This is a genomic window from Pseudomonas sp. 25 R 14, from assembly GCF_900004755.1.
GTDB lineage: Bacteria > Pseudomonadota > Gammaproteobacteria > Pseudomonadales > Pseudomonadaceae > Aquipseudomonas > Aquipseudomonas brenneri.
This window is the reverse complement of the sequence record NZ_CVTS01000068.1, coordinates 182,263-203,562: the sequence shown is the minus strand read 5'-3', so window position 1 is coordinate 203,562 and position 21,300 is coordinate 182,263. Positions and strand designations below refer to the sequence as shown.

Annotated in this window: 20 protein-coding genes; 12 read left to right on the top strand and 8 right to left on the bottom strand. The window is 61.1% G+C overall.

From position 1 onward, the window contains the following. Positions 1-79: 79 nt before the first annotated feature. Together BFQ03_RS27325 and BFQ03_RS27320 are read left to right on the top strand one after the other, a co-directional pair. A complete protein-coding gene (locus tag BFQ03_RS27325) occupies positions 80-2,107 on the top strand; it encodes a TRAP transporter permease (RefSeq protein WP_032857447.1) in 2,028 nt (675 codons plus the stop codon). Then, on the top strand, positions 2,104-2,505 hold the full coding sequence (locus BFQ03_RS27320; protein WP_032857444.1) for a DUF1850 domain-containing protein: 402 nt from the start codon (positions 2,104-2,106) through the stop codon (positions 2,503-2,505). Before BFQ03_RS27325 ends, BFQ03_RS27320 begins: the two co-directional genes overlap by 4 nt. 7 nt (positions 2,506-2,512) lie before the next feature. Here BFQ03_RS27320 and BFQ03_RS27315 read toward each other — a convergent pair whose 3' ends face one another. Further along, a complete protein-coding gene (locus tag BFQ03_RS27315; protein ID WP_065944424.1) occupies positions 2,513-4,660 on the bottom strand; it encodes a methyl-accepting chemotaxis protein in 2,148 nt (715 codons plus the stop codon). Between the two features lie 344 nt (positions 4,661-5,004). On the opposite strand from BFQ03_RS27315, the gene BFQ03_RS27310 reads away from it, so the two are divergent. Together BFQ03_RS27310 and BFQ03_RS27305 are read left to right on the top strand one after the other, a co-directional pair. Then, a complete protein-coding gene (locus BFQ03_RS27310; RefSeq protein ID WP_162237631.1) occupies positions 5,005-6,324 on the top strand; it encodes a Na+/H+ antiporter family protein in 1,320 nt (439 codons plus the stop codon). A 163-nt stretch (positions 6,325-6,487) separates the two neighbouring features. Beyond that, positions 6,488-8,167 carry a methyl-accepting chemotaxis protein gene (locus BFQ03_RS27305; protein WP_032857436.1) on the top strand — a complete coding sequence of 560 codons (1,680 nt, stop codon included), beginning with the start codon at positions 6,488-6,490 and terminating at the stop codon, positions 8,165-8,167. A gap of 93 nt (positions 8,168-8,260) precedes the next feature. Here BFQ03_RS27305 and yegQ read toward each other — a convergent pair whose 3' ends face one another. Further along, the gene (yegQ, locus tag BFQ03_RS27300; RefSeq protein WP_032857434.1) at positions 8,261-9,580 is read right to left on the bottom strand and encodes a prephenate-dependent tRNA uridine(34) hydroxylase TrhP; all 1,320 of its coding nucleotides are present in this window, start codon (positions 9,578-9,580) and stop codon (positions 8,261-8,263) included. Positions 9,581-9,742: 162 nt separating this feature from the next. Here yegQ and BFQ03_RS27295 point away from each other — a divergent pair, with 162 nt between their 5' ends. Further along, a complete protein-coding gene (locus BFQ03_RS27295; RefSeq protein WP_032857433.1) occupies positions 9,743-10,804 on the top strand; it encodes an AI-2E family transporter in 1,062 nt (353 codons plus the stop codon). Here BFQ03_RS27295 and BFQ03_RS30380 read toward each other — a convergent pair. The 3 genes from BFQ03_RS30380 to BFQ03_RS27285 all read right to left on the bottom strand — a co-directional run bounded on the left by BFQ03_RS30380 (position 10,801) and on the right by BFQ03_RS27285 (position 11,849). Further along, complete coding sequence (locus BFQ03_RS30380) at positions 10,801-10,968, bottom strand: hypothetical protein (protein ID WP_032857432.1); 168 nt, start codon at positions 10,966-10,968, stop codon at positions 10,801-10,803. The two genes, BFQ03_RS27295 and BFQ03_RS30380, sit on opposite strands and share 4 nt — an antisense overlap. A 109-nt stretch (positions 10,969-11,077) precedes the next feature. Then, positions 11,078-11,272 carry a hypothetical protein gene (locus BFQ03_RS27290; RefSeq protein ID WP_032857430.1) on the bottom strand — a complete coding sequence of 65 codons (195 nt, stop codon included), beginning with the start codon at positions 11,270-11,272 and terminating at the stop codon, positions 11,078-11,080. Positions 11,273-11,501: 229 nt separating this feature from the next. Then, positions 11,502-11,849, bottom strand: coding sequence for a hypothetical protein (locus BFQ03_RS27285; protein ID WP_032857429.1), 348 nt, complete (start codon positions 11,847-11,849; stop codon positions 11,502-11,504). A gap of 166 nt (positions 11,850-12,015) precedes the next feature. Between BFQ03_RS27285 and BFQ03_RS27280 the strand changes: the two genes are divergently transcribed. Beyond that, positions 12,016-12,834: a shikimate 5-dehydrogenase gene (locus BFQ03_RS27280; RefSeq protein ID WP_065944423.1), complete on the top strand. Its 819-nt coding sequence runs from the start codon at positions 12,016-12,018 to the stop codon at positions 12,832-12,834. A 118-nt stretch (positions 12,835-12,952) separates the two neighbouring features. Here the strand turns inward: BFQ03_RS27280 and BFQ03_RS27275 are convergent, their stop codons facing one another. Further along, positions 12,953-13,600: a YceH family protein gene (locus BFQ03_RS27275; RefSeq protein WP_065944422.1), complete on the bottom strand. Its 648-nt coding sequence runs from the start codon at positions 13,598-13,600 to the stop codon at positions 12,953-12,955. Between the two features lie 114 nt (positions 13,601-13,714). Here BFQ03_RS27275 and BFQ03_RS27270 point away from each other — a divergent pair, with 114 nt between their 5' ends. Beyond that, the gene (locus BFQ03_RS27270) at positions 13,715-14,224 is read left to right on the top strand and encodes a DUF1993 domain-containing protein (RefSeq protein ID WP_032857425.1); all 510 of its coding nucleotides are present in this window, start codon (positions 13,715-13,717) and stop codon (positions 14,222-14,224) included. A gap of 149 nt (positions 14,225-14,373) precedes the next feature. On the opposite strand, the gene sstT is transcribed toward BFQ03_RS27270, so the two are convergent. Next, entirely contained in the window at positions 14,374-15,597 is a 1,224-nt protein-coding gene (gene sstT, locus BFQ03_RS27265) for a serine/threonine transporter SstT (RefSeq protein WP_032857422.1), read from the bottom strand. 211 nt (positions 15,598-15,808) lie between these two features. Here sstT and BFQ03_RS27260 point away from each other — a divergent pair, with 211 nt between their 5' ends. Next, positions 15,809-16,963 (top strand): MFS transporter, encoded by a 1,155-nt coding sequence (locus BFQ03_RS27260; protein WP_032857421.1) that lies wholly within the window; start codon positions 15,809-15,811, stop codon positions 16,961-16,963. On the opposite strand, the gene nhaR is transcribed toward BFQ03_RS27260, so the two are convergent. Then, positions 16,960-17,865 (bottom strand): transcriptional activator NhaR, encoded by a 906-nt coding sequence (nhaR, locus tag BFQ03_RS27255; protein WP_032857418.1) that lies wholly within the window; start codon positions 17,863-17,865, stop codon positions 16,960-16,962. The genes BFQ03_RS27260 and nhaR overlap by 4 nt on opposite strands. A gap of 134 nt (positions 17,866-17,999) precedes the next feature. On the opposite strand from nhaR, the gene BFQ03_RS27250 reads away from it, so the two are divergent. The 4 genes from BFQ03_RS27250 to mnmH all read left to right on the top strand — a co-directional run bounded on the left by BFQ03_RS27250 (position 18,000) and on the right by mnmH (position 21,258). Continuing rightward, complete coding sequence (locus BFQ03_RS27250; RefSeq protein ID WP_032857417.1) at positions 18,000-18,251, top strand: hypothetical protein; 252 nt, start codon at positions 18,000-18,002, stop codon at positions 18,249-18,251. 28 nt (positions 18,252-18,279) lie between these two features. Beyond that, positions 18,280-19,029, top strand: a complete 750-nt coding sequence (locus BFQ03_RS27245) for a TerC family protein (RefSeq protein ID WP_032857415.1) — start codon at positions 18,280-18,282, stop codon at positions 19,027-19,029. Positions 19,030-19,123: 94 nt separating this feature from the next. Beyond that, complete coding sequence (gene selD / locus BFQ03_RS27240; RefSeq protein WP_032857414.1) at positions 19,124-20,158, top strand: selenide, water dikinase SelD; 1,035 nt, start codon at positions 19,124-19,126, stop codon at positions 20,156-20,158. Continuing rightward, entirely contained in the window at positions 20,158-21,258 is a 1,101-nt protein-coding gene (gene mnmH, locus BFQ03_RS27235; protein WP_065944421.1) for a tRNA 2-selenouridine(34) synthase MnmH, read from the top strand. The genes selD and mnmH overlap by 1 nt, the downstream gene beginning before the upstream one ends. Positions 21,259-21,300 lie beyond the last annotated feature (42 nt).

The window sequence follows — 21,300 nt, the reverse complement described above, 5'->3', positions numbered from 1 at the left end:
CTGGCTCTGCGAACAAAACCGGCGCCCACCGCGCGCGGGTCTTGTTCGCACATCGACGTTGTAACCAGGGAGTGACCCCATGAGCGAGCAGGACCAAGGCCTCGCCGCCAATCCCGGCAGTTGGCCGAGAGCGCTGTTCTATGTCGCGCTACTGTTTTCCATCTTCCAGATCATCACTGCAGCCTTTCACCCGGTATCCAGCCAGATTCTGCGTGCCGTGCATGTGGGCTTTCTGCTGCTGGTGGTGTTTCTGTGCTTTCCGGCGCGTGGCAAGGAGCAGCCTTGGCAGCCAATGGCCTGGCTACTGGGCCTTGCGGGGATGGCGACGGCGTTCTACCAGTGGTATTTCGAGGCCGACCTGATTCAACGCTCCGGCGACCTGACCCGTAGCGACATGGTCGCAGGCCTGGTGCTGATCGTGCTGGTATTCGAAGCCGCGCGACGGGTGATGGGCATTGCCTTGCCGCTGATCTGTGCGCTGTTTCTGGCCTATGGCCTGTTCGGCCAGTACCTGCCGGGCGAGTTGATGCACCGTGGCTATGCCATTGACCAGATCGTCAACCAACTGGCCTTTGGCACCGAAGGGCTGTACGGCACTCCGACCTACGTATCGGCCACGTATATCTTCCTGTTCATCCTGTTCGGCGCGTTTCTCGAACAGGCAGGGATGATCAGGCTGTTCACCGACTTCGCCATGGGCCTGTTCGGCCACAAGCTCGGTGGCCCGGCCAAGGTTTCGGTGGTGTCCTCCGCGCTGATGGGCACGATCACCGGTTCAGGTGTGGCCAACGTGGTCACCACCGGCCAGTTCACCATCCCGTTGATGAAGCGTTTCGGCTATAAGTCGGCGTTTGCCGGTGGCGTGGAGGCGACCGCGTCGATGGGCAGCCAGATCATGCCGCCGATCATGGGCGCTGTGGCCTTTATCATGGCCGAGACGATCAACGTGCCGTTTTTCGAGGTGGCCAAGGCCGCGCTGATTCCGGCCCTGTTGTACTTCGGCTCGGTATTCTGGATGGTTCACCTGGAAGCCAAGCGCTCCAACCTGTGTGGCTTGCCCAAGGATGAGTGTCCGAACCCCTGGGCGGCGGTGAAGCAGCGCTGGTACCTGCTGATTCCGCTGTTTGTGCTGATCTACCTGCTGTTCTCCGGGCGCACCCCGTTGTTCTCCGGCATGGTCGGCCTGGCCCTCACGTCCATTGTGATTCTTGGCTCGGCGATCATCCTGCGGGTGTCGTCCACGGCCATGCGCTTTGTCTTCTGGATCGTCCTGGGCGTGCTGTGCGCGGGCTTCTTCCGGCTGGGTATCGGCATGGTATTCGGGGTAGTGGCGCTGTTGGTGGCGGTGTGCTGGTTCATCAAGGGCGGCCGCGACACCCTGACAATCTGCCTGCATGCTCTGGTTGAAGGCGCACGCCATGCAGTACCGGTGGGGATCGCCTGCGCGCTGGTGGGGGTGATCATCGGGGTGGTGTCGCTGACCGGGGTGGCCTCGACCTTTGCCGGCTACATCCTCGCCATCGGCCAGGACAATCTGTTCCTCTCGCTGGTGCTCACCATGCTGACCTGCCTGGTGCTGGGCATGGGCATACCGACGATTCCCAACTACATCATCACCAGCTCGATTGCCGCCCCGGCACTGTTGGACCTGGGCGTGCCGCTGATTGTGTCGCATATGTTCGTGTTCTATTTCGGCATCATGGCCGACCTCACGCCGCCGGTGGCGCTGGCCTGTTTCGCGGCGGCACCGATTGCCCGGGAGAGCGGCCTGAAGATCAGCTTCTGGGCGGTGCGCATCGCCGTTGCCGGGTTTGTCGTGCCGTTTATGGCGGTGTACGAACCGGCACTGATGCTGCAGGGCGATAGCCTGCTGGCCACTTTTTATGTGGTGGCCAAGGCGTTGCTGGCCATTGGCATCTGGGGCGCTGCGTTTACCGGTTACTTGCAGGCCAGGCTGAGCGGGTGGGAGCGCTTGCTGGGCTTTGCCGCCGGCGCCAGCCTGATTCTGGCAACGCCGTTAAGCGATGAAATCGGCTTTGCCCTGGCGGCATTGTTGATCGCGCAGCACTGCTGGCGTGCCCATCGTGCCCAAGCGGCTACGGTGTGATCGGCCTGTGTCTGGGCTTGGCGGGCACGGTGTGGGCACAGGTGCCCACGCCGGCCTTCACCCTGGCCTGGACGCATACGATTGAGCAAGTACGCTGGGAGGAGGATTACCGCGTGAGACCCGAGGGGCTGGTGTTGGGCGAGGCGCGGGTCAAGGGTTCCGGGGCCGGTATGGAAATTCCGCACGGCGCCGAACTGCGCGAGGGCAGTTGGCATTACCAGCGTCAACTGCCCCCGCTGCAACCCCTGCGCCTGGGGCGAACACCCGAAGCCGGGGATTATCAACTGTGTTTCAACCAGCGTTGCCAGTCGATGAGCACCTGGCTCGGCCCGCCACAGGCGCGCCAGCCGGCGGTGGAGCTCTGGAGTTGTGAGCTGGCGCCGTACAGCGCCAGTTAAATCACCCTCAAACCCGGAACTGGTCCATCAAGCCTTGCTGTTGATTGGCCAGGCTGTTGAGCGTCTGGCTGACCCGCGCCGATTCATTGGCCTGGCCCGACAGCGACTCGGTCACGTCGCGAATGGTCGCCACGTTGCTGTTGATCTCCTCGGCCACCGCGCTTTGCTGCTCGGCGGCGCTGGCGATCTGCAGGTTCATGTCGCTGATCACCGTCACCGCATCGCCGATCTGGCGCAATGCCGTAACGGCCTGGCCCACCTGCTCGACACTGCCCTGGGCCTGGCGATGGCTGTTGTTCATGGAACCCACCACTTCCCGGGTGCCGCTCTGCAACTGCTCGATCACCTGGCGGGTTTCCTCCACCGACTCCTGGGTGCGTCGGGCGAGGTTGCGCACCTCATCCGCCACCACCGCAAAGCCACGGCCAGCCTCACCGGCGCGGGCCGCCTCAATGGCGGCGTTGAGCGCCAGCAAGTTGGTCTGCTCGGCAATCGCGCGGATCACTTCCAGGACGGAACCGATCTGTTCGCTATTGGCTGCCAGGCCTTCGACCTGGGTCATGGCCGTGCTCATATCTGCCGCCAGGGCGCCGATGCTGGCGGTGGTGCGGTCGATCACGGTCAGGCCTTCGCGGGTGGCCTGGTCGGCATCGCGGGCGGCCTGTGCGGCCTGTGCGGCGCTGCGGGCCACATCCTGGGCGGTGGCGCTCATTTCGTGGGAGGCGGTGGCTACCTGGTCGACCTGGCGGTATTGCTGGTCCATGCCGGCGCTGGTCTGGCTGGCAATGGCCGCTGATTGGTCGGCGGTGCTGCGCGCGTCCTGCACCGAACGTTTGACCTCGGCAATGATCGGTTGCAGTTTGTCGAGGAAGCGGTTGAACCAACTCGCCAGTTCACCGAGTTCGTCGCGCTTGTCGTAGGCCAGGCGTCGGGTCAGGTCGCCTTCGCCGCTGGCGATATCTTCCAGCATATGGGCCACACCGAGGATTGGCCGGGTGACGCTGCGGGCCATCAGCCACACCAGCAACAGGCCGACAATTGCGGCCAGCAAACCCAGGCCCAGTTCCAGCAGGGTGCCTTTGGTGTTGTCGGCATCCAGTTCGGCCTTGAGCGCTTGCGCGGGGCCGATCAGGACTTTTTCCGGGACATCCAGCAACACACCCCACGACTTGCCGTCGGGAATCGGCTGAAACGGTGCCAGCACCTTGAGCTGATGATCGGTGCGCAGGCTAAAGGTCTGGGTGCTGTTGGCCATGGCGCTGATCAATTGCGCACCGCTGGTGGTGTCGACGCTGTCCAGGCGCTGGCTGAGCTTGCTTGCATCCGGGCTGTAGCCAGCGAGCAAACCCACCGGGCTGATGATGCTGACACGGGTCTGGCCGTCATAGAGCTTGCGGCTGGCGTTCTGGCTGACGGCCTGCAAGCTGTTGAGGTTGATGTCCACCGACAGCGAGGCGATGACTTTGCCATTGACCGTGAGCGGGAACACGATGCTGGTCAGCAATACGTTTTGCCCGTCGATCACATAGAAGTACGGCTCGATCACACACGGTTTGAGCGTGGTACGCGGGCAGGTGAACCACGTGTTGGCCTTTTCGCCGCTGGGGCCGATGCTGGTGTCGGACATGTCGCTTTCCGGCAGCGCCATCGAAGTCAGTGTGCCGGGTGTCGGCTGTGACCAGTACAGGGCGAAGCGGCCTTTTTCGTTGCTGCCCAGCTCCTGTTGACCGGCGAACAGCTCATCCTTGCCATCCAGGGCATTGGCTTCGAAGACCAGGGACAGGCCCAGCAGGTCCGGGTTGGCTTGCAGGGCGGCCTTGACCTGGCGGGTCAGGTCTTCACGCAGGTCGAAGGCATCGAGGAAGCGTTTCTCGGCCTGTTCGCGCAAAAACAGCACCTGGCGCGAAAAGCCATGGCCGTACTGGTAGGCATCCATAAACTGCTGGCGAATGCCCAGGGCCTGGACTTCACCTTGGGCTTCGATGCGCGATTGGGCCGCGACGTTGAGCATCTCGGTGCTGGAGGCCTGGACGCGTTGCGAGCTCTGGTCCATCCGATACAGCGAAAGGCCCACCAGCAGGGTCACGATGCCCAGCAGACAAAGGCCGGCGAGGAGGGTGATTTTCCATTGAATGGACAGCTGCCTGAGCGACATGGAGATCCTTAACCTTTCGTTACGACAGAGATGATCCGTTGTATCGGCCGCACGGTTTTTTTCTTTATTCATACGCTCAATTGAATTCTGTCTGCGACGTCGCGCTTTGACATGGCGCGCCTGCTGCTGCAAAGTGCGCGCCCTCTAATAAAACTCCTTTTCTGCTGGCGTCCACACTGCCGTTACCCCGGCGGGCGAGGCCCTGGCGTGTGTTTTTGGTAGGCGCGAGCTTGCTCGCGAAGATCGTGAACGATCATGCTGGTTTGCCGGTTGATCGCGGCGTTCTTGGGTTATTCGCGAGCAAGCTCGCTCCTGCATTACGTTTCTGTCTTGAGGTAACCATGATTAACGCAGTAATCGCCGCGGTTGGTACCATGCTGGTGCTCAGCCTGTCCCGCGTGCATGTGGTCATCGCGATCATCGTCGGCGCCCTGGTCGGCGGCTTGACCGGCGGTCTTGGGATCGACGCGACGCTCAGCGCATTCAACAGCGGTCTGGGCGGCGGTGCCACGGTGGCGCTGTCCTACGCATTGCTCGGCGCTTTCGCCGTGGCGATTGCCAAGTCCGGCCTGGCCCATGCCCTGGCGGACAAGGCCCTGCTGCTGGTGGGGCGCCAGGAGGCGAGCGGCGGCAATCACGTCAAATGGCTGCTGATCTGCCTGCTGGGGGCGGTGGCGATTGCCTCGCAGAACATCCTGCCGATCCATATCGCCTTTATCCCACTGCTGGTGCCGCCGCTGCTGTATGTGCTGACCAAGTTGCAGATTGACCGGCGCCTGATCGCCTGCGTCATGACCTTTGGCCTGATCACCCCGTACATGTTCCTGCCGGTAGGGTTTGGCAATATTTTCCTCAACCAGATCCTGCTGGCCAATGTCGCCAAGAGCGGCGTGGATATCAGCCAGGTCAACGTCACCCACGCCATGGGCATCCCGGCGTTGGGCATGGTGTTCGGCCTGTTGGTCGCGGTGTTTATCAGCTACCGCAAAAAGCGCGTCTACGACCTGGAGAAGATCGAACGGGTCGAACAAGTAGCGGTGCAATACAACCCGCTGACTCTGTTGGTGGCCGGGGTGGCCATTGCCTCGGCGTTTATCATCCAGTTGTGGCTGGACTCGATGATCGTCGGTGCCCTGGCCGGTTTCCTGATCTTCTCGGTATCGGGCATCGTGCGCTGGCGCGACACTGATGATCTGTTCACCGAAGGCATGAAGATGATGGCGATGATCGGCTTCATCATGATCGCCGCCTCGGGGTTTGCCGAAGTGCTCAAGGCCACCGGCCAGGTGCAGACCCTGGTGGAATCCTCCGCCGCCTTCATCGGCCACAGCCGTGGCGTGGGTGCGCTGTTGATGTTGCTGGTGGGCTTGCTGGTGACCATGGGCATTGGCTCGTCGTTCTCCACGGTGCCGATCCTCGCAGCGATTTTTGTGCCGTTGTGTGTGCAACTGGGCTTCAGCCCGCTGGCCATTGTGTGCATCGTCGGTACCGCCGGGGCCCTCGGTGACGCCGGTTCGCCAGCTTCGGACTCGACCCTGGGGCCGACCTCGGGTTTGAATATCGACGGCCAGCATCACCACATCTGGGACACCGTGGTCCCGACGTTCCTGCACTACAACCTGCCGTTGCTGGTGTTCGGCTGGTTTGCCGCGATGACTCTCTGACCTCTCCTGTAGGAGCGAGCTTGCTCGCGAAGGACTCAAGGGCACCGCGCCCATCCAGGATGCCGGTGTTATTGCCGAGCTTTTTCGCGAGCAAGCTCGCTCCTACAGTTTTCTCTCACAGGGCCGTTAACCTCTTAACATTGCCCGAGAAGAGAGAAGATCCATGCGTCTGAGTCTGAAGGCCAAAGTCCTGTCCCTCGCCGTCCTGCCGGTGTTGTTGTTTGCCGTGGTCATCAGCCTGACCACGGTGTGGATCCTCAAGGAGCAGGCGCGCACCGAGGTGGCCGAAACCCGCCAGCGCCTGCTCAACAACGCCAAGGCCACCCTGCAAAGTTATGTAGAAGTGGCGATGACCACTATCAAACCGCTGTACGACGCCGCCACCCCTGGTGATACGCAGGCGCGGGCGCAAGTGGTCAAGCTGTTATCCAACACGACCTACGGCAAGGACGGCTACTTCTTTGGCTACGACTCGGAAACCATCCGCCTGTTCAAGGGTAATAGCCCCGATGGCGTAGGCAAAAGCTTCAAGGACAATCGCGACCCTAATGGCGTCTACGTCAACCGCGACCTGGTGAAGGTCGGCAAGGACGGCACCCATTACCTGCAATACAGTTCCACGCAACCGGGGCAAACCGAACTGGTGCCCAAGCTCGGCTACACCGAATACCTGCCCAAGTGGGACATGGTGATTGGTACGTCGGTCAACCTGGACGGTATCGATGCCCTGGTCAGCGAGGTCGAGGCCAAGGTCAACGAACGTATGGAAGGGGTGCTGTTGAGCATCATCGGGATCGCCGTGGTCCTGCTGTTGCTGATCGCTGCGGTGGGCATGGTGCTGGCCAATACCATCCTGCGGCCGTTGCACCTGATGAAGGCCAACCTCGATGACATCGCTGCCGGCGAAGGTGATTTGACCCGGCGCCTGGCGATCACCAGCCAGGATGAGCTGGGCGAATTGGCAGGCTCGTTCAACCGGTTTGTCGACAAGATCCATGGTCTGGTGCGCCAGATCACCGACATGACGTCGCAACTGACCGGCCTGGTCAGCCAGGTGTCCGAGCAAGCCCAGCGTTCGGAACAGGCCATGGAGCGTCAGCGCCAGGAGACCGATCAGGTGGCGACGGCGATCAATGAAATGTCCTCTGCGGCCCATGAAGTGGCCCGCAGCGCCCAGGGCGCCGCGGTGGCGGCGCAACAGACTGACGTAGAAGGCCAGAGCGCCAAGCGCGTGGTGGATGGCAGCATTGCGCAGATTCATGCGTTGGTGAGTGACATCCGCAGCAGTGGCGTATCCCTCGATAGCCTGCAACAGGACGTGTCATCGATTGTCAGCGTGCTCGGGGTGATCCGTTCGATTGCCGAGCAGACCAACCTGCTGGCCCTCAACGCGGCCATTGAAGCGGCGCGTGCCGGTGAAGCCGGGCGTGGGTTTGCGGTGGTGGCCGATGAGGTGCGTGCGCTGGCCAGCCGCACCCAGCAAAGTACCCAGGAAATCCAGGGCATGATCGACCGCCTGCAAAAGGGTACCGAGGCCGCCGTGGAGTCCATGCGCCGTTCCAGCGATGCCGGTGAGGGCACCTCGGCCCAGGCCAACGAAGCCGGGGCGTCCCTCGATACCATGGCGCAACTGATCGGCACCATCAACACGATGAACGCGCAGATTGCCAGTGCCGCCGAAGAACAAACCGCCGTGGCCGAAGAGATCAACCGCAGCGTGCATCAGATTGCCGTAGCGGTGGACAGCGTGGCGGATGAGACCCAGCAGGGCGCACAGACCTCCCGCAGCTTGGCGGACCTGGGGCAGCGGTTGGGGCAGTTGGTGGGGCAGTTCAGGATCTGACTTGGGAATTGCGGTGCTTGTTCTGGCCTCTTCGTGAGCAAGCCCACATTTTGAATGTATTCGCAGTTCAGAATGTGGGCTTGCTAACAGTCGCTACACATCCCGCATCAACAACCCAAACCCGATATCCATTTCCAGCGGCACCGGCACATACACCGTATGCCCATCCCCCGGCGCCACCTCGATGGCTTCACCCTTGGCGTTGTGCATCAGCCCCAGGTCAAAATGGAAGTTCCCCGCCGGGGTCATCAATTCCAGATGATTGCCCACGGCAAAGCGGTTCTTCACCTTGACCTCGGCCAACTCCCCGCGCCGCTCGCCGGTCAATTCGCCGACAAACTGCTGGCGTTCGGAGACTGAGCTGCCGTTCTGGTAGTTCTGGTATTCGTCATGCACATGGCGGCGCAGGAAGCCTTCGGTGTAGCCGCGCTGGGCCAGGGATTCAAGATTGGTCATCAAGCCACGGTCGAACGCACGACCGGCCACCGCGTCATCGATGGCCTGGCGGTACACCTGGGTGGTGCGCGCCACATAGAAGTGGGATTTGGTGCGGCCTTCGATCTTCAGTGAATGCACGCCCATCTGTGTCAGGCGTTCGACATGCTGCACTGCCCGCAAGTCCTTGGCGTTCATGATGTAGGTGCCGTGCTCGTCCTCGAAGGCCGGCATCTGTTCGTCCGGGCGATTGGCTTCCTGAAGCAGGAACACCTGGTCGGTGGGCGCGCCGAGGCCCAGGGTCGGCTCGGGCTGATACTGCTGGACGATATCGCCCACGGTGTTTTCCTCGGCCGGTGTGGCCTGGTATTTCCAGCGGCAAGCGTTGGTGCAGGTGCCCTGGTTGGCGTCGCGCTTGTTCATATAGCCGGACAACAGGCAGCGCCCGGAGTAGGCCATGCACAGCGCGCCATGCACAAACACTTCCAGCTCCATGGCTGGTACCTGTTGGCGGATCTCGGCGATTTCTTCCAGGGACAGTTCCCGCGACAGGATGATCCGGCAGAGGCCTTGCTGTTGCCAGAACTCGACACTGGCCCAGTTCACCGTGTTGGCTTGCACCGATAGATGGATCGGCATCTGCGGGAAGTGCCGGCGCACGAGCATGATCAAGCCTGGGTCGGACATGATCAGCGCGTCCGGGCCCATGGCGATCACCGGTTCCAGGTCCTTGAGGAAGGTTTTTAGCTTGGCATTGTGCGGCGCGATATTGACCACCACATAAAAGCGCTTGCCCCGCGATTGCGCCTCGGCGATGCCCAGGGCCAGGTTGGCGTGGTCGAACTCGTTATTGCGCACCCGCAAGCTGTAGCGCGGTTGGCCGGCGTAGACCGCATCGGCACCGTAGGCAAAGGCGTAGCGCATGTTTTTCAGGGTGCCGGCAGGGGCGAGCAATTCGGGGGCAAGAACAGAGGGCATGGGGATTCAGGTCGCAAAAGGGCGGCAGGGTAGCCGAGCCGGACCTGGCGGTTATTGATCTGGGTCTACGCTGTAGAAATAAAGATGGCACTCGTGCGATGCGCGGTGGACTAAGCAACAGGGCGCGCTGGGCGCCTGGCGTTTTTCTGGCACGGATCGGACATGAACCAAACGAATCTGCAATTCAAAACCTTGCTGTTGCTGCTGGTCATGGTGACCGTCGCGTTTTTCTGGATCCTGCTGCCGTTCTATGGCGCGGTGTTCTGGGCGGTGATCCTCGGGATCATCTTTGCGCCCATGCAGCGGCGCCTGCAGCTCAAGTTTGGCTGGAATCGCAACCTGACGTCGCTCTGTACCTTGATGGTGTGCCTGGTGATCGCGATTTTGCCGGTGATCATCACCAGTGCCTTGCTGGTGCAGGAGGGCGCGACGCTGTACCGGAACGTCGAAAGCGGCAGGCTGGATATCGCCGGTTACATCGAACAGTTCAAGAACTTCCTGCCACCTTACTTCCAGCATCTGCTGGACCGCTTCGGCATGGGTAACCTGGAGGGGCTGCGCGAGAAGATCGTCAAGGCCGCGATGCAGGGCAGCCAGTTCTTCGCCAGCCAGGCGTTCAGCTTTGGCCAGGGCACCTTTGATTTCCTGGTGAGCTTTTTCATCATGCTGTACTTGCTGTTCTTCCTGCTACGCGACGGCCCCGAACTGGTGCGCAAAGTGCGTACGGCGGTGCCGCTGGCCGAGCCGCAGAAGCGTCGCTTGCAGCTCAAGTTCAACCGCGTGGTGCGGGCGACCGTCAAGGGCAACGTGCTGGTGGCGGTGACCCAGGGCGCATTGGGCGGTTTGATTTTCTGGTTTCTGGAAATTCCCAGTGCATTGCTCTGGGCGGTGCTGATGGCGTTTCTGTCGCTGCTGCCGGCGGTGGGCGCGGGAATTGTCTGGGGGCCGGTAGCCGCGTACTTCCTGCTCAGTGGTTCAATCTGGCAAGGGGTGGTGCTGGCCTTGTTTGGGGTGTTTGTGATCGGCCTGGTGGACAACGTGCTGCGCCCGATCCTGGTGGGCAAGGACACCAAGATGCCGGATTACCTGATCCTGATCTCGACCCTGGGTGGCCTGTCGATCTTCGGCCTCAATGGTTTTGTCATCGGGCCATTGATTGCCGCGTTGTTCATGTCCAGCTGGGCGCTGTTTGTCGAAACCAAACGACAAGTGCGTTTGCCTTAAGCTTCAAGCTTGCGGCTTTGCGCTTGCGCAGCCGACAGTGAAGTCAGCGGGCCACTGATGGCTTCACCGTCGCGTACCAAGTACCAGCAGGCCAGCAAACCCAACTCCCGAAGAGGGACGGGGACGGCACTGCCGACGACGGACATGATCTGGATAGTGGGCATATCTACCTCCATTGCTGATGGAGGTAACCTTACGGCGGCCAGCGCTTGAGGGAAAATCACCCTGCTCGATAGTCAACATCATTGTTATCGAGACTGCGCCCGCAGGCGCTCAGTCCACGACCTGATCCAGCATGTTCAGCACTTCCTGCTCGTTGAGCAGGCCCTTGTGGACCAGGTTTTCGGCCAGCAACGAGAGAAACTTGGCACTGCGATGGCCTTCCAGGTGCTTGAGTTCGGTCAAGGCGCTATAGACTTTGCTCGACGTGCAGAGACCGGCGGTACGGTGCGGATTTTGTGTGGGCATGCTGGATCGTCCTTGTTGTTATGGCCTGTTAGGGATGGACAGTTTCGATAGTGAGAGTGCCGTGTGACACAAACATGACAGCGCAGGCCCCGATTGGGCAAGCGCACGTTGGCCTTGATAATGTCGGATTTAACAGCCAGCGTTGTCCCCATAGCGACCTTGGCAAGATTTATTCAGACCGGCAACCCATAAAAAAGCCCCGCCTGGCATGCGGGGCTTTTTGCGGTGCTTACCAACCGCGCCTGTAATAGCCGTGGGGTGGGCCGTAGTAGCCACGTGGTGGCCCGTAATACACGGGCGCCGGGCGGTAATACACCGGCTGCTGCACATACACCGGCGCTGGCTGGTAATAGACCGGCGGCGGGGCGGCGTACACCGGCTGGGGCTGGTAATACACCGGTTGCTGCTGCACATATACCGGCCGATCATGGCTGGCGATCACTGAGCCCACTACGGCTGCGCCGACAACCGCACCCAATACGGCCGGGCCACCCCAACCGCCGCCATGGGCGGAAGCTTGGCCGGCTACAGCGAGCGCACCGATCAGCAAGGCGATCCTGGGGATTTTACGCATCATGGTCTTTCCTCGGTTGGCCCCTGCGCTTGTGGTCTGCAATCAATAGACTCAAGGATTGTCGCGGGGATACTTTTAAGACAACGTATTTCAGGAAAACAGCACCGCCACTAGGTAAAGGTTGTGTAAGGTCTGTACCGGTTTGCTTACTTGATGAAGGAGTCATTGGATGTTGATGAACCCCAACAAAGATACCCAACTGTGCATGTCACTGTCGGCCCGCCCAGGTAATTTCGGCCTACGTTTTCATAACCATTTGTATGAGCAGTTGGGGCTCAATTTCTATTACAAGGCTTTCAGCAGCCAGGATTTAAACGGCGCCGTGGCCGGTATCCGCGCCCTGGGTATTCGCGGCTGCGGCGTGTCGATGCCGTTCAAGGAGGCCTGCATCGAGCTGGTCGATGAACTGGATGACTCGGCCCGTGCTATCGCTTCGATCAACACCATCGTCAACACCGCCGGCCATCTCAAGGCCTACAACACCGATTACATTGCCATTGAGCAGTTGCTGAAAAAGCATGCCGTGCCCAAGGATTCGACCTTCGCCCTGCACGGCAGTGGCGGCATGGCCAAGGCTGTGGCCAGTGCCTTGCGCGATGGTGGCTACGCCAATGGCCTGATCGTTGCCCGTAACGAAGCCGCCGGCCGGGCCCTGGCGCACAACCTGGGGTATACGTGGCAGGCGACATTGGGCGAGACGCGCCCGCAGATGCTGGTCAATGTGACGCCAATCGGCATGACCGGCGGCGCCCAGGCCGAGGATCTGGCGTTTGAGGCTGCTGCGATTGACTTGGCGGACACGGTGTTCGATGTGGTGGCGATTCCCGCCGAAACACCGCTGATTGTGCGTGGCCGGGCCCAGGGCAAGCGGGTGATTACTGGCCTGGAAGTGATTGCGATCCAGGCGCTGGAGCAGTTCGTGCTGTACACCGGCATCCGACCGACGGATGAGCAGTTTCAGAAAGCGGTGGCGTTCGCCCGACAGTAATCGCTCTGAAAAAACACAGTTGATCCATGTGGGAGCTGGCTTGCCCTAATGCCAGTCAGTTAAGCGGATTCTGCTTTCTGTAGGAGCGAGCAAGCTCGCTCCTACAAGGGACAAGGTGTTATTCGAGACGCGACAGGCGCTCTTCCAGCGCCGCAATCCGCGCCTCCAGCTCTTCGATGCGCTCCACGGAAACTGCGCCTGCGCTGCTGCGCTCCGCCGGGTTACCACGAGCGGCGAGGATCGCCTCGATATCCGCCGGGTCGCCCAGGGAATGGGTGTAGCGATCTTCGCGCTGCCCGGCCTGCTTGGGCACCAACACCGCCAGGTTACGGGCGATCAGGCGTTCGAGTTGGTGTACCACCTGTTCGGCATCTTCAAAGTCATGCATGCGCCCGCTGCGGGTCAGCAGTTCATTGACCGTCTGTGGGCCGCGCAGAAACATCAGGCCAGTGAGGATCACCTGCGCCGGCACCAATTCCAGGGCCTTGTCCACGCGGTGTTCCCAGCGATCGGCGCGGCTGCCCATCACAAGCTTGGTAAAACCCCGTCCCTCCAGGGCACGCAGGCTTTGGCCGACCTGGCCCTGGCTGAGGTTGGTCACAGGCTCCCGGCTGGTTTTCTGGTTGCAGGCCAGCACCAGGGCATTGAGGGTCAGCGGGTAGGTTTCCGGGTTGGTCGCCTGTTTTTCGATCAGGCTGCCCAGGACGCGGATTTCCGTGCTGTTGAGGCGCGGTTCGGAGGAAGTGGTGTCGTGCTCGGTGGTCATCGCGCTTTCCCTATGCTGTGAGCCCACTAGCCTAATCCCGAAAAAATAAAAGACAAGCGACGCGCATGGCTATAATCGCCGCTGTCCAACCCCGCCACTATTGTCGAGACTGTCATGACTATTTCCCTGTACGCCGCTTCCCTCCCAGTCTTCAAGCAAATGCTCAACGCCCTGAGCGACGTGCTGAACAAGGCCGAGGCCCACGCCACTGCCAAGAACATCGACCCCAATGCCTTGCTGCAGGCGCGCCTGTTCCCGGATATGTTCCCGCTGGTACGCCAGGTGCAGATCGCCGTGGACTTTGCCAAGGGCGTTTCCGCGCGCCTGGCCGAGATCGAAGTACCGAAATACGAAGACAGCGAAGTCACTTTCGCTGACCTGCAAGCGCTGATCGCCAAGGTCCTGGCCTTTATCGACACCATCACCCCGGCGCAGATCGACGGCAAGGAAGGTATCGAGATCGTCACCCGCCCAGGCACCCCGAAAGAAAAACGCTTCAGCGGCCAGTCCTACCTGCTGACCTACGGCCTGCCGCAGTTCTTCTTCCACGTCACCACCGCTTACGCTTTGCTGCGTCATAACGGTGTGGAAGTGGGCAAGCGCGACTACATGGGCGCGTTCTAAGTACTGAGTAACACCCCAAAACAAATGTGGGCGCTGGCTCTGTAGGAGCTGGCTTGCCTGCGATGCAGGCACCTCGGTCTATCAGTTGCACCGAGGTGATGCTATCGCAGGCAAGCCAGCTCCTACAGAAGTCAGCGCCCACTGTTGTGTCAGGCTGGGTTCTTGTCTTCCTGGCCCAGGCACGCCGCTGCGGTGAACAACACGTCAGTGGACGAGTTCAGCGCAGTCTCCGCCGAATCCTGCAACACCCCGATGATGAAGCCCACGGCTACCACTTGCATCGCGATTTCACTTGGGATGCCGAACAGGCTGCACGCCAGTGGAATCAACAGCAACGAGCCACCGGCCACGCCGGATGCGCCACAGGCACACACCGCAGCCACCACGCTGAGCAGCACGGCAGTCGGCAGGTCAACGGCAATGCCCAAGGTATGCACGGCCGCCAGGGTCAGCACGGTGATGGTGATGGCGGCGCCGGCCATGTTGATGGTTGCGCCCAACGGGATCGATACCGAATAGGTGTCTTCATGCAGGCCCAGGCGTTCACTCAACGCCAGGTTGACCGGGATATTGGCCGCCGAACTACGGGTGAAGAATGCAGTGATACCGCTCTCGCGCAGGCACAGCAGCACCAGCGGGTAGGGGTTGCGACGCAGTTTCCAGAACACGATGGCCGGGTTGACCACCAGGGCCACGAACAGCATGCAGCCGATCAGTACCAGCAACAGGTGCGCATAGCCGAGCAACGCGTCGAAGCCAGAAGCGGCGAGGGTCGAGGCCACCAGGCCGAAAATGCCCAGCGGCGCAAAACGAATCACTACGCGCACGATCAGCGTGACACCGTTGGACAGGTCGTCCAGCACCGTGCGCGTGGTTTGCCCGGCATGGCGAATTGCAATGCCCATGCCGATGGCCCAGGCCAGGATGCCGATGAAGTTGGCGTTCATCAGGGCGCTGACCGGGTTGTCCACCACGCTGAGCAGCAGGCTCTGCAGCACTTCACCGATACCGCCCGGCGCGCTGACGGCCACGTCATGGGTGGCCAGGACCAGGCTCGACGGGAACAGGGTGCTGGCAATCACCGCCACGACCGCTGCCGAAAAGGTACCCAGCAAGTACAGGAACAGGATCGGGCGGATATGGGTTTCCTGGCCATGCTTGTGGTTGGCAATCGAGGCCATCACCAGCACAAACACCAGGATCGGCGCGACGGCCTTGAGCGCCGAGACAAATACCTTGCCGATAAACGCGGTGGACAGGGCCGCGCTGGGCGACAGCAGGGCCAGTAGGATGCCAGCAACCAGGCCGATGATAATTTGGGTCACCAGGCTGACGCGCATGAGGCGTTGAAGCAGCGAAGGGGCAGCAGTCATAAAGAGTTGTCTCTAGTTTTTTTAATGTGTGCAGCGCTATGCAGGGCGCGAAGTCTAACATGCTGTAGGAAATATCCGGTTTGCTGCGGCATTCAGTCGCCAGCGCCGTGCGTGGTTTGGTCACATTCTGTTAAGATTCGCCATCCTCTTCTTATCTCTCTGTCAGCGGGCCCTTGGGCTAACGCTGGCGTCGCCGTTTCTGGAGTTGTTCATGTTGTTGCCCATCCTGCTGCTGTCGGCGGCTGGTTTTACGGTGTTGACCACCGAATTTGTGATCGTCGGCCTGTTGCCGTCCATCGCTCGCGACCTGGATGTGAGCGTGTCCCAGGCCGGTTTGCTGGTAACCCTGTTTGCCTTCACCGTGGCCGCGTTTGGGCCGTTTCTTACCGCGTATTTCGCGCGCTTCGAGCGCAAACGCCTGTTTATCAGCATTCTGTTGATGTTCGGCGCGGCCAATACCCTGGCGGCCCTGGCGCCGAATATCTGGGTGATGGCCGTGGCACGGCTGATTCCGGCGCTGGGGTTGCCGGTGTTCTGGGCCCTGGCCAGTGAAACGGCGGTGGATATCGTCGGCCCGGACTACGCTGGCCGGGCGATTGCCAAGATCGGCTTTGGCATCGTCTGCGCCACCGTATTCGGGATTCCGGTCGGTACCCTGATCTCCGATATGTTCGGCTGGCGCACTGCTTTTGGCATTCTGGCGGTGGTGGCGGTGCTCAAGGCGTTGCTGCTGTGGGTGTATCTGCCGGCGACGAAGGTGAAGAAAGACGACGTAACCCTGCGCTCGCAGTTCAAGATCCTGCGCAACCCCTTGATGCAGGGCCACGTTTTACTGTCGATCCTGGTATTTAGCGGCATGTTCACCGCTTATACCTACCTGGCGGACATTCTTGAGCGTCTGGCCGGCTTCGACGGCACGCTGGTCGGATGGTGCCTGATGGGCTTTGGCGCCGTGGGCCTGATCGGCAACTCGTTGGGTGGGCGCATGGTCGACAAGCATCCGCTGATCGCGTCCATGGTGTTCTGCGGCTTTATGATCGCCGGCATGGTGGCACTGGTGCCGGCGATTCACTCCACCCTCGGCCTGGCAGCGGCCATGGGCATTTGGGGCGTGACCCAGGCGGCGCTGTTCCTGGTCAGCCATGTGCGGTTGATGAAGGCCGCGCCCCATGCCCCGGCATTCGCGGCGTCGCTGAACATTGCCGGGGCCAACCTGGGCATTGGCCTGGGGGCGATGGTCGGCGGGCGGGTGATCGACACTCTGGGGCTGGGCAGCCTGGGGTTCGCGGCATCCGGCTTTATCCTGCTGTCGATCCTGCTGGCCCTGTGGTTGATGACCGCCAAGACTCGGGTTGCCTGCGCCTAGACCGGCAGTGAGGTGAACAACTCGCGCCGCGCACCTTCGGTAATCGCCACGATGCCGGGGTGCTTGACCTTGCGCTCCACCGAGATCGCGTAGAACGACTCGGTGACGGCGTCCGTCTGACCAATCAGTGCCACGCCGTACTGGCGCAGCACTTCATCGGCAATCACGCTGGGGGCGATGAAAATCCCGCTGCCGGATTGACCAAAGGCCTGCATCAAGGCGCTATCGTCGAATTCGCCGATGATCCTGGGCTGGATCTGCTGTTCGGCGAACCAGCGCTGCAAACGGCTGCGCACCACGGTTTCCGCGCCGGGAATCAGCAGCGGTGCGCCGTGCAGGCACTGTGGGAAATCACCACTATGCTTATCAGCCAATGCCTGGGTAGCGAAAAAACTGATGCCACATTCCCCCAGTTTCTGGCTGTAGCCCTTGATGTCCAGGTGTGTCGGCATCGGGCTGTCGGAAATCACCAGGTCCAGGCGCTGGATCGCCAGGTCGGCCAACAGGCGTTCCAGTTTGTCTTCGCGGCAGGTAATGCGCAGCGGCTCGCTCAATTCCATGGTCGGCGCGATCAGTCGATAGACGATGGACTTGGGCACCACATCCGCCACGCCGACGCGAAACACGATCTGCTGTTCATTGGGCTGGGCGCGCAGCATTGCTTCCAGCTCATTGCCGGTCTGGAACATCTGCTCGGCATAGGGCAGGGCCCGGCGCCCGGCTTCGGTGAGTTCCAGTTGGCGCCCGACCCGTTGAAACAGGGCGATGCCGAATGTCTGTTCGAGCAGGCTGATTTGCCCGCTGATGGTCTGCGGGGTGAGGTTCAACTGCTCACAGGCGCGCACGATGCTGCCAGTCTTGGCCACCACCCAGAAGTAATGCAGTTGTCGGTAATTGAGCATGGCGGCCATCACTTCGTAAAAACCGAAGTATACGCGAGAAAAATACGAATTTTACTGAAGTGTTCACCTGCATAGAATGCCTCGCTATCGCGGGGCCACTACTTGGACCCAATGGTTCTAACGAGGAATACATCATGAAACTCAATTCTTTCGGCGCGGCATCGTTGCTTGCGCTTTCATTGGTGATGATCAGCGGCTGCGATCAGGTCGAAAAAAGCACGCAGCAGGTCCTGGACAAAGCCAGTGAATCGGCCAAGCAAGCGATCGACGACACCCAGAAGGCTGCCGAGCAGGCATTGAGTGAAGCGACACAAGGCTTGATCAGTCCAGAAAAAAAGGACGATCAGGAAACTAAAGAGTCTGAATCGAACACCAAAGAAACCTAATCTCCCAGCACAACGTCAGGACTGACCTATGGATTACCTTTTACAACTGGCCGCCAGCCCCACCGCCTGGGTGGCGCTGGCAACCCTGATCGTCATGGAAATCGTGCTGGGCATCGATAACCTGATCTTCATCTCGATCCTCACCAACAAATTGCCGGAGAAGCACCGGGCCAAGGCGCGGCGCATCGGTATCAGCATGGCGTTGGTCTTGCGCCTGGGTCTGTTGAGCACCATCGCGTTCATCGTGCAGTTGACTGCACCGGTGTTCGAAGTGTTCGGCCAGGCGTTCTCGTGGAAGGACATGATCCTGATCGCCGGCGGCCTGTTCCTGGTGTGGAAGGCCACCACCGAGATCCATCACAGCATGGACCCGGAACCCGAAGAGAAAACCAGCACTGGCAATGTCGTGGCCATCGGCTTCGCCGCCGCGATCGGGCAGATCCTGTTGCTCGACCTGGTGTTCTCCATCGACAGCATCATTACCGCCGTGGGCATGACCGAGCACTTGCCGATCATGATCATTGCGGTGGTGACCTCGGTGATCGTGATGCTGGTGGCGGCCGAACCCCTGGCCAAGTTCATCAACGACAACCCGACCGTGGTCATGCTGGCCCTGGGCTTTTTGATCATGATCGGCATGACGCTGATCGCCGAAGGCTTCGGTGCCCACGTGCCTAAAGGCTACGTGTACGCGGCCATGGCGTTCTCGGCTGCGATCGAGTGCCTGAACATTGCACGGCGCAATCGGCACAAGCGTTTGCTCGCTGCCCGTCAGTAACCGCTGAACCCCAAAGGCCGGCTGCGCTCTCAAGAGCCCAGCCGGCTTTTTGCTGTCTGGTAGACTCCCCGCACTTGATAGCTTGAGGTCCACCATGAACGAGCCGATTCGCCTGACCCAGTACAGCCACGGTGCCGGTTGCGGCTGCAAGATTTCGCCACAGGTGCTGGAAGTGATCCTCGCCGGCAGCGGCGCGCAGAACCTCGACCCCAAGCTCTGGGTAGGCAATGCCTCGCGGGACGATGCGGCGGTGTACGCCATCGATGAAGAGCGCGGCGTGGTCTCCACCACTGACTTTTTCATGCCTATCGTTGACGATCCCTTCGACTTTGGGCGAATTGCCGCCACCAACGCCATCAGTGATATCTACGCGATGGGTGGCGACCCGTTGATGGCCATTGCCATTCTCGGCTGGCCGGTCAATGTACTGGCCCCGGAAATCGCCCGGGAAGTGATTCGCGGTGGCCGCTCAGTGTGCGACGCGGCGGGTATTCCCCTGGCCGGCGGCCATTCCATCGACGCCCCGGAGCCAATCTTCGGCCTGGCCGTCACCGGTCTGGTGGACAAGCGCCATATGAAGCGCAACGACACGGCCACCGCCGGCTGCCGCTTGTACCTGACCAAACCCCTGGGCATCGGCATCCTCACCACGGCCGAGAAGAAGGGCAAACTGCGTGAAGCCGATATCGGCCTGGCGCGGGACTGGATGTGTACCCTCAACAAGCCTGGCAGCCGCTTTGGCAAGCTGGCTGGCGTGACCGCGATGACCGACGTCACCGGTTTCGGCCTGCTCGGCCATCTGGTGGAAATGGCCGACGGCAGCGGTTTGACTGCCCTGATCGAATACGAAAAAGTCCCACGCCTGCCGGGGGTCGAGTACTACCTGGAGCAGGGCTGTGTGCCCGGCGGTACTTTGCGCAATTTCGACAGCTATGCCAGCCAGTTGGGACGCATCCAGGAGTTGCACAAGCGCGTGCTGTGCGACCCGCAAACCAGCGGTGGCCTGTTGGTGGCCGTGACGCCGCAGGGCGAGGCCGAGTTCCTGGCGGTGGCCGCCGAGCTGGGGCTTAACCTTGCGCCTATCGGTCAGTTGGTTGAGCGACAGAGCAACGCGGTAGAGGTGTCTTGATGCCCATCGACATCACCGATTACCGCGATATTTTTCTCAACGACCGCCCGATGATGGATACCCGCGCCCCGGTTGAGTTCGTCAAGGGCGCGTTCCCCGGCGTGGTCAACCTGCCGTTGATGATCGACGACGAGCGCCAGCGGGTGGGTACTTGCTACAAGCAGCAGGGGCAGCAGGCGGCGATTGTGCTGGGGCATCAGTTGGTCAGTGGCGCGACCTTGCAAGAGCGGCTGGCGCGTTGGACCGCGTTTGCCCAGGCCAACCCTGATGGTTACCTGTATTGCTTCCGGGGCGGCTTGCGTTCGCACTTGGTGCAGAAGGTGCTCAAGGACGAGTCGGGTATCGACTATCCCCGGGTTGGCGGTGGCTACAAGGCCATGCGTACGTTCTTGCTGGAGACGGTGGAGCAGGCTGTCGAGCAGTGCGATTTCGTCCTGCTGGGTGGTCTGACCGGCAGCGGCAAGACTGAGGTGCTCCATCAGTTGCACAATGGTCTGGACCTGGAAGGCTACGCCAATCACCGGGGCTCCAGTTTTGGTAAACGGGCCACGGGCCAGCCGTCCAATATCGATTTCGAGAACCGCCTGGCGGTGGACGTGTTGAAAAAGCGCGCGCGGGGTATCGAGCAGTTTGTGCTTGAGGATGAAAGTCGCATGATCGGTAGCTGCGCCTTGCCGCTGAACCTGCATCGGGGCATGCAGGCGTACCCGATGGTGTGGCTGGAAGAAAGCCTGGAAAACCGCGTCGAGCGGGTCTTGCGCGACTATGTCATTGATCTGTGCGCACAGTTCAACGCCGAGTTTGGCGAAGCAGGTTTGAGCCTGTTCGCCGAACGTTTGACCCAGAGCCTGGCCAATATCCACAAACGCCTGGGTGGGGAGCGCTACCAGCATTTGCATGGACTGATGCAGGACGCCCTGGCCGAGCAAGCCCGCACGGGAAGTGTGGACTTGCACCGGGGCTGGATTGTCGGGCTGCGCGAGTACTACGACCCGATGTACGCCTTCCAGCGTGAGAAGAAAGGCGCGCGGATCGAGTTTGCCGGGGAGCAGGCTGCGGTGCTGGAGTATTTGCGCGAGCGCGGTGCCCGGCGCGGGTGATTGGGTGGTTTTTGGGCCCTCATCGCGAGCAAGCCCATTCCC

Bases quoted from the DNA above. Each gene is read 5' to 3' on its own strand.
- sstT (WP_032857422.1), bottom strand. From the start codon at position 15,597: ATGACTGCTGCCCCTTCGCTGCTTCAACGCCTCATGCGCGTCAGCCTG.
- BFQ03_RS27245 (WP_032857415.1), top strand. From the start codon at position 18,280: ATGGATTACCTTTTACAACTGGCCGCCAGCCCCACCGCCTGGGTGGCG.
- BFQ03_RS27315 (WP_065944424.1), bottom strand. From the start codon at position 4,660: ATGTCGCTCAGGCAGCTGTCCATTCAATGGAAAATCACCCTCCTCGCC.
- selD (WP_032857414.1), top strand. From the start codon at position 19,124: ATGAACGAGCCGATTCGCCTGACCCAGTACAGCCACGGTGCCGGTTGC.
- BFQ03_RS27250 (WP_032857417.1), top strand. From the start codon at position 18,000: ATGAAACTCAATTCTTTCGGCGCGGCATCGTTGCTTGCGCTTTCATTG.
- BFQ03_RS27325 (WP_032857447.1), top strand. From the start codon at position 80: ATGAGCGAGCAGGACCAAGGCCTCGCCGCCAATCCCGGCAGTTGGCCG.
- BFQ03_RS30380 (WP_032857432.1), bottom strand. From the start codon at position 10,968: ATGCCCACTATCCAGATCATGTCCGTCGTCGGCAGTGCCGTCCCCGTC.
- BFQ03_RS27305 (WP_032857436.1), top strand. From the start codon at position 6,488: ATGCGTCTGAGTCTGAAGGCCAAAGTCCTGTCCCTCGCCGTCCTGCCG.
- BFQ03_RS27280 (WP_065944423.1), top strand. From the start codon at position 12,016: ATGTTGATGAACCCCAACAAAGATACCCAACTGTGCATGTCACTGTCG.
- BFQ03_RS27295 (WP_032857433.1), top strand. From the start codon at position 9,743: ATGAACCAAACGAATCTGCAATTCAAAACCTTGCTGTTGCTGCTGGTC.
- BFQ03_RS27285 (WP_032857429.1), bottom strand. From the start codon at position 11,849: ATGATGCGTAAAATCCCCAGGATCGCCTTGCTGATCGGTGCGCTCGCT.
- BFQ03_RS27260 (WP_032857421.1), top strand. From the start codon at position 15,809: ATGTTGTTGCCCATCCTGCTGCTGTCGGCGGCTGGTTTTACGGTGTTG.
- BFQ03_RS27270 (WP_032857425.1), top strand. From the start codon at position 13,715: ATGACTATTTCCCTGTACGCCGCTTCCCTCCCAGTCTTCAAGCAAATG.
- BFQ03_RS27290 (WP_032857430.1), bottom strand. From the start codon at position 11,272: ATGCCCACACAAAATCCGCACCGTACCGCCGGTCTCTGCACGTCGAGC.
- BFQ03_RS27275 (WP_065944422.1), bottom strand. From the start codon at position 13,600: ATGACCACCGAGCACGACACCACTTCCTCCGAACCGCGCCTCAACAGC.
- yegQ (WP_032857434.1), bottom strand. From the start codon at position 9,580: ATGCCCTCTGTTCTTGCCCCCGAATTGCTCGCCCCTGCCGGCACCCTG.
- nhaR (WP_032857418.1), bottom strand. From the start codon at position 17,865: ATGCTCAATTACCGACAACTGCATTACTTCTGGGTGGTGGCCAAGACT.
- mnmH (WP_065944421.1), top strand. From the start codon at position 20,158: ATGCCCATCGACATCACCGATTACCGCGATATTTTTCTCAACGACCGC.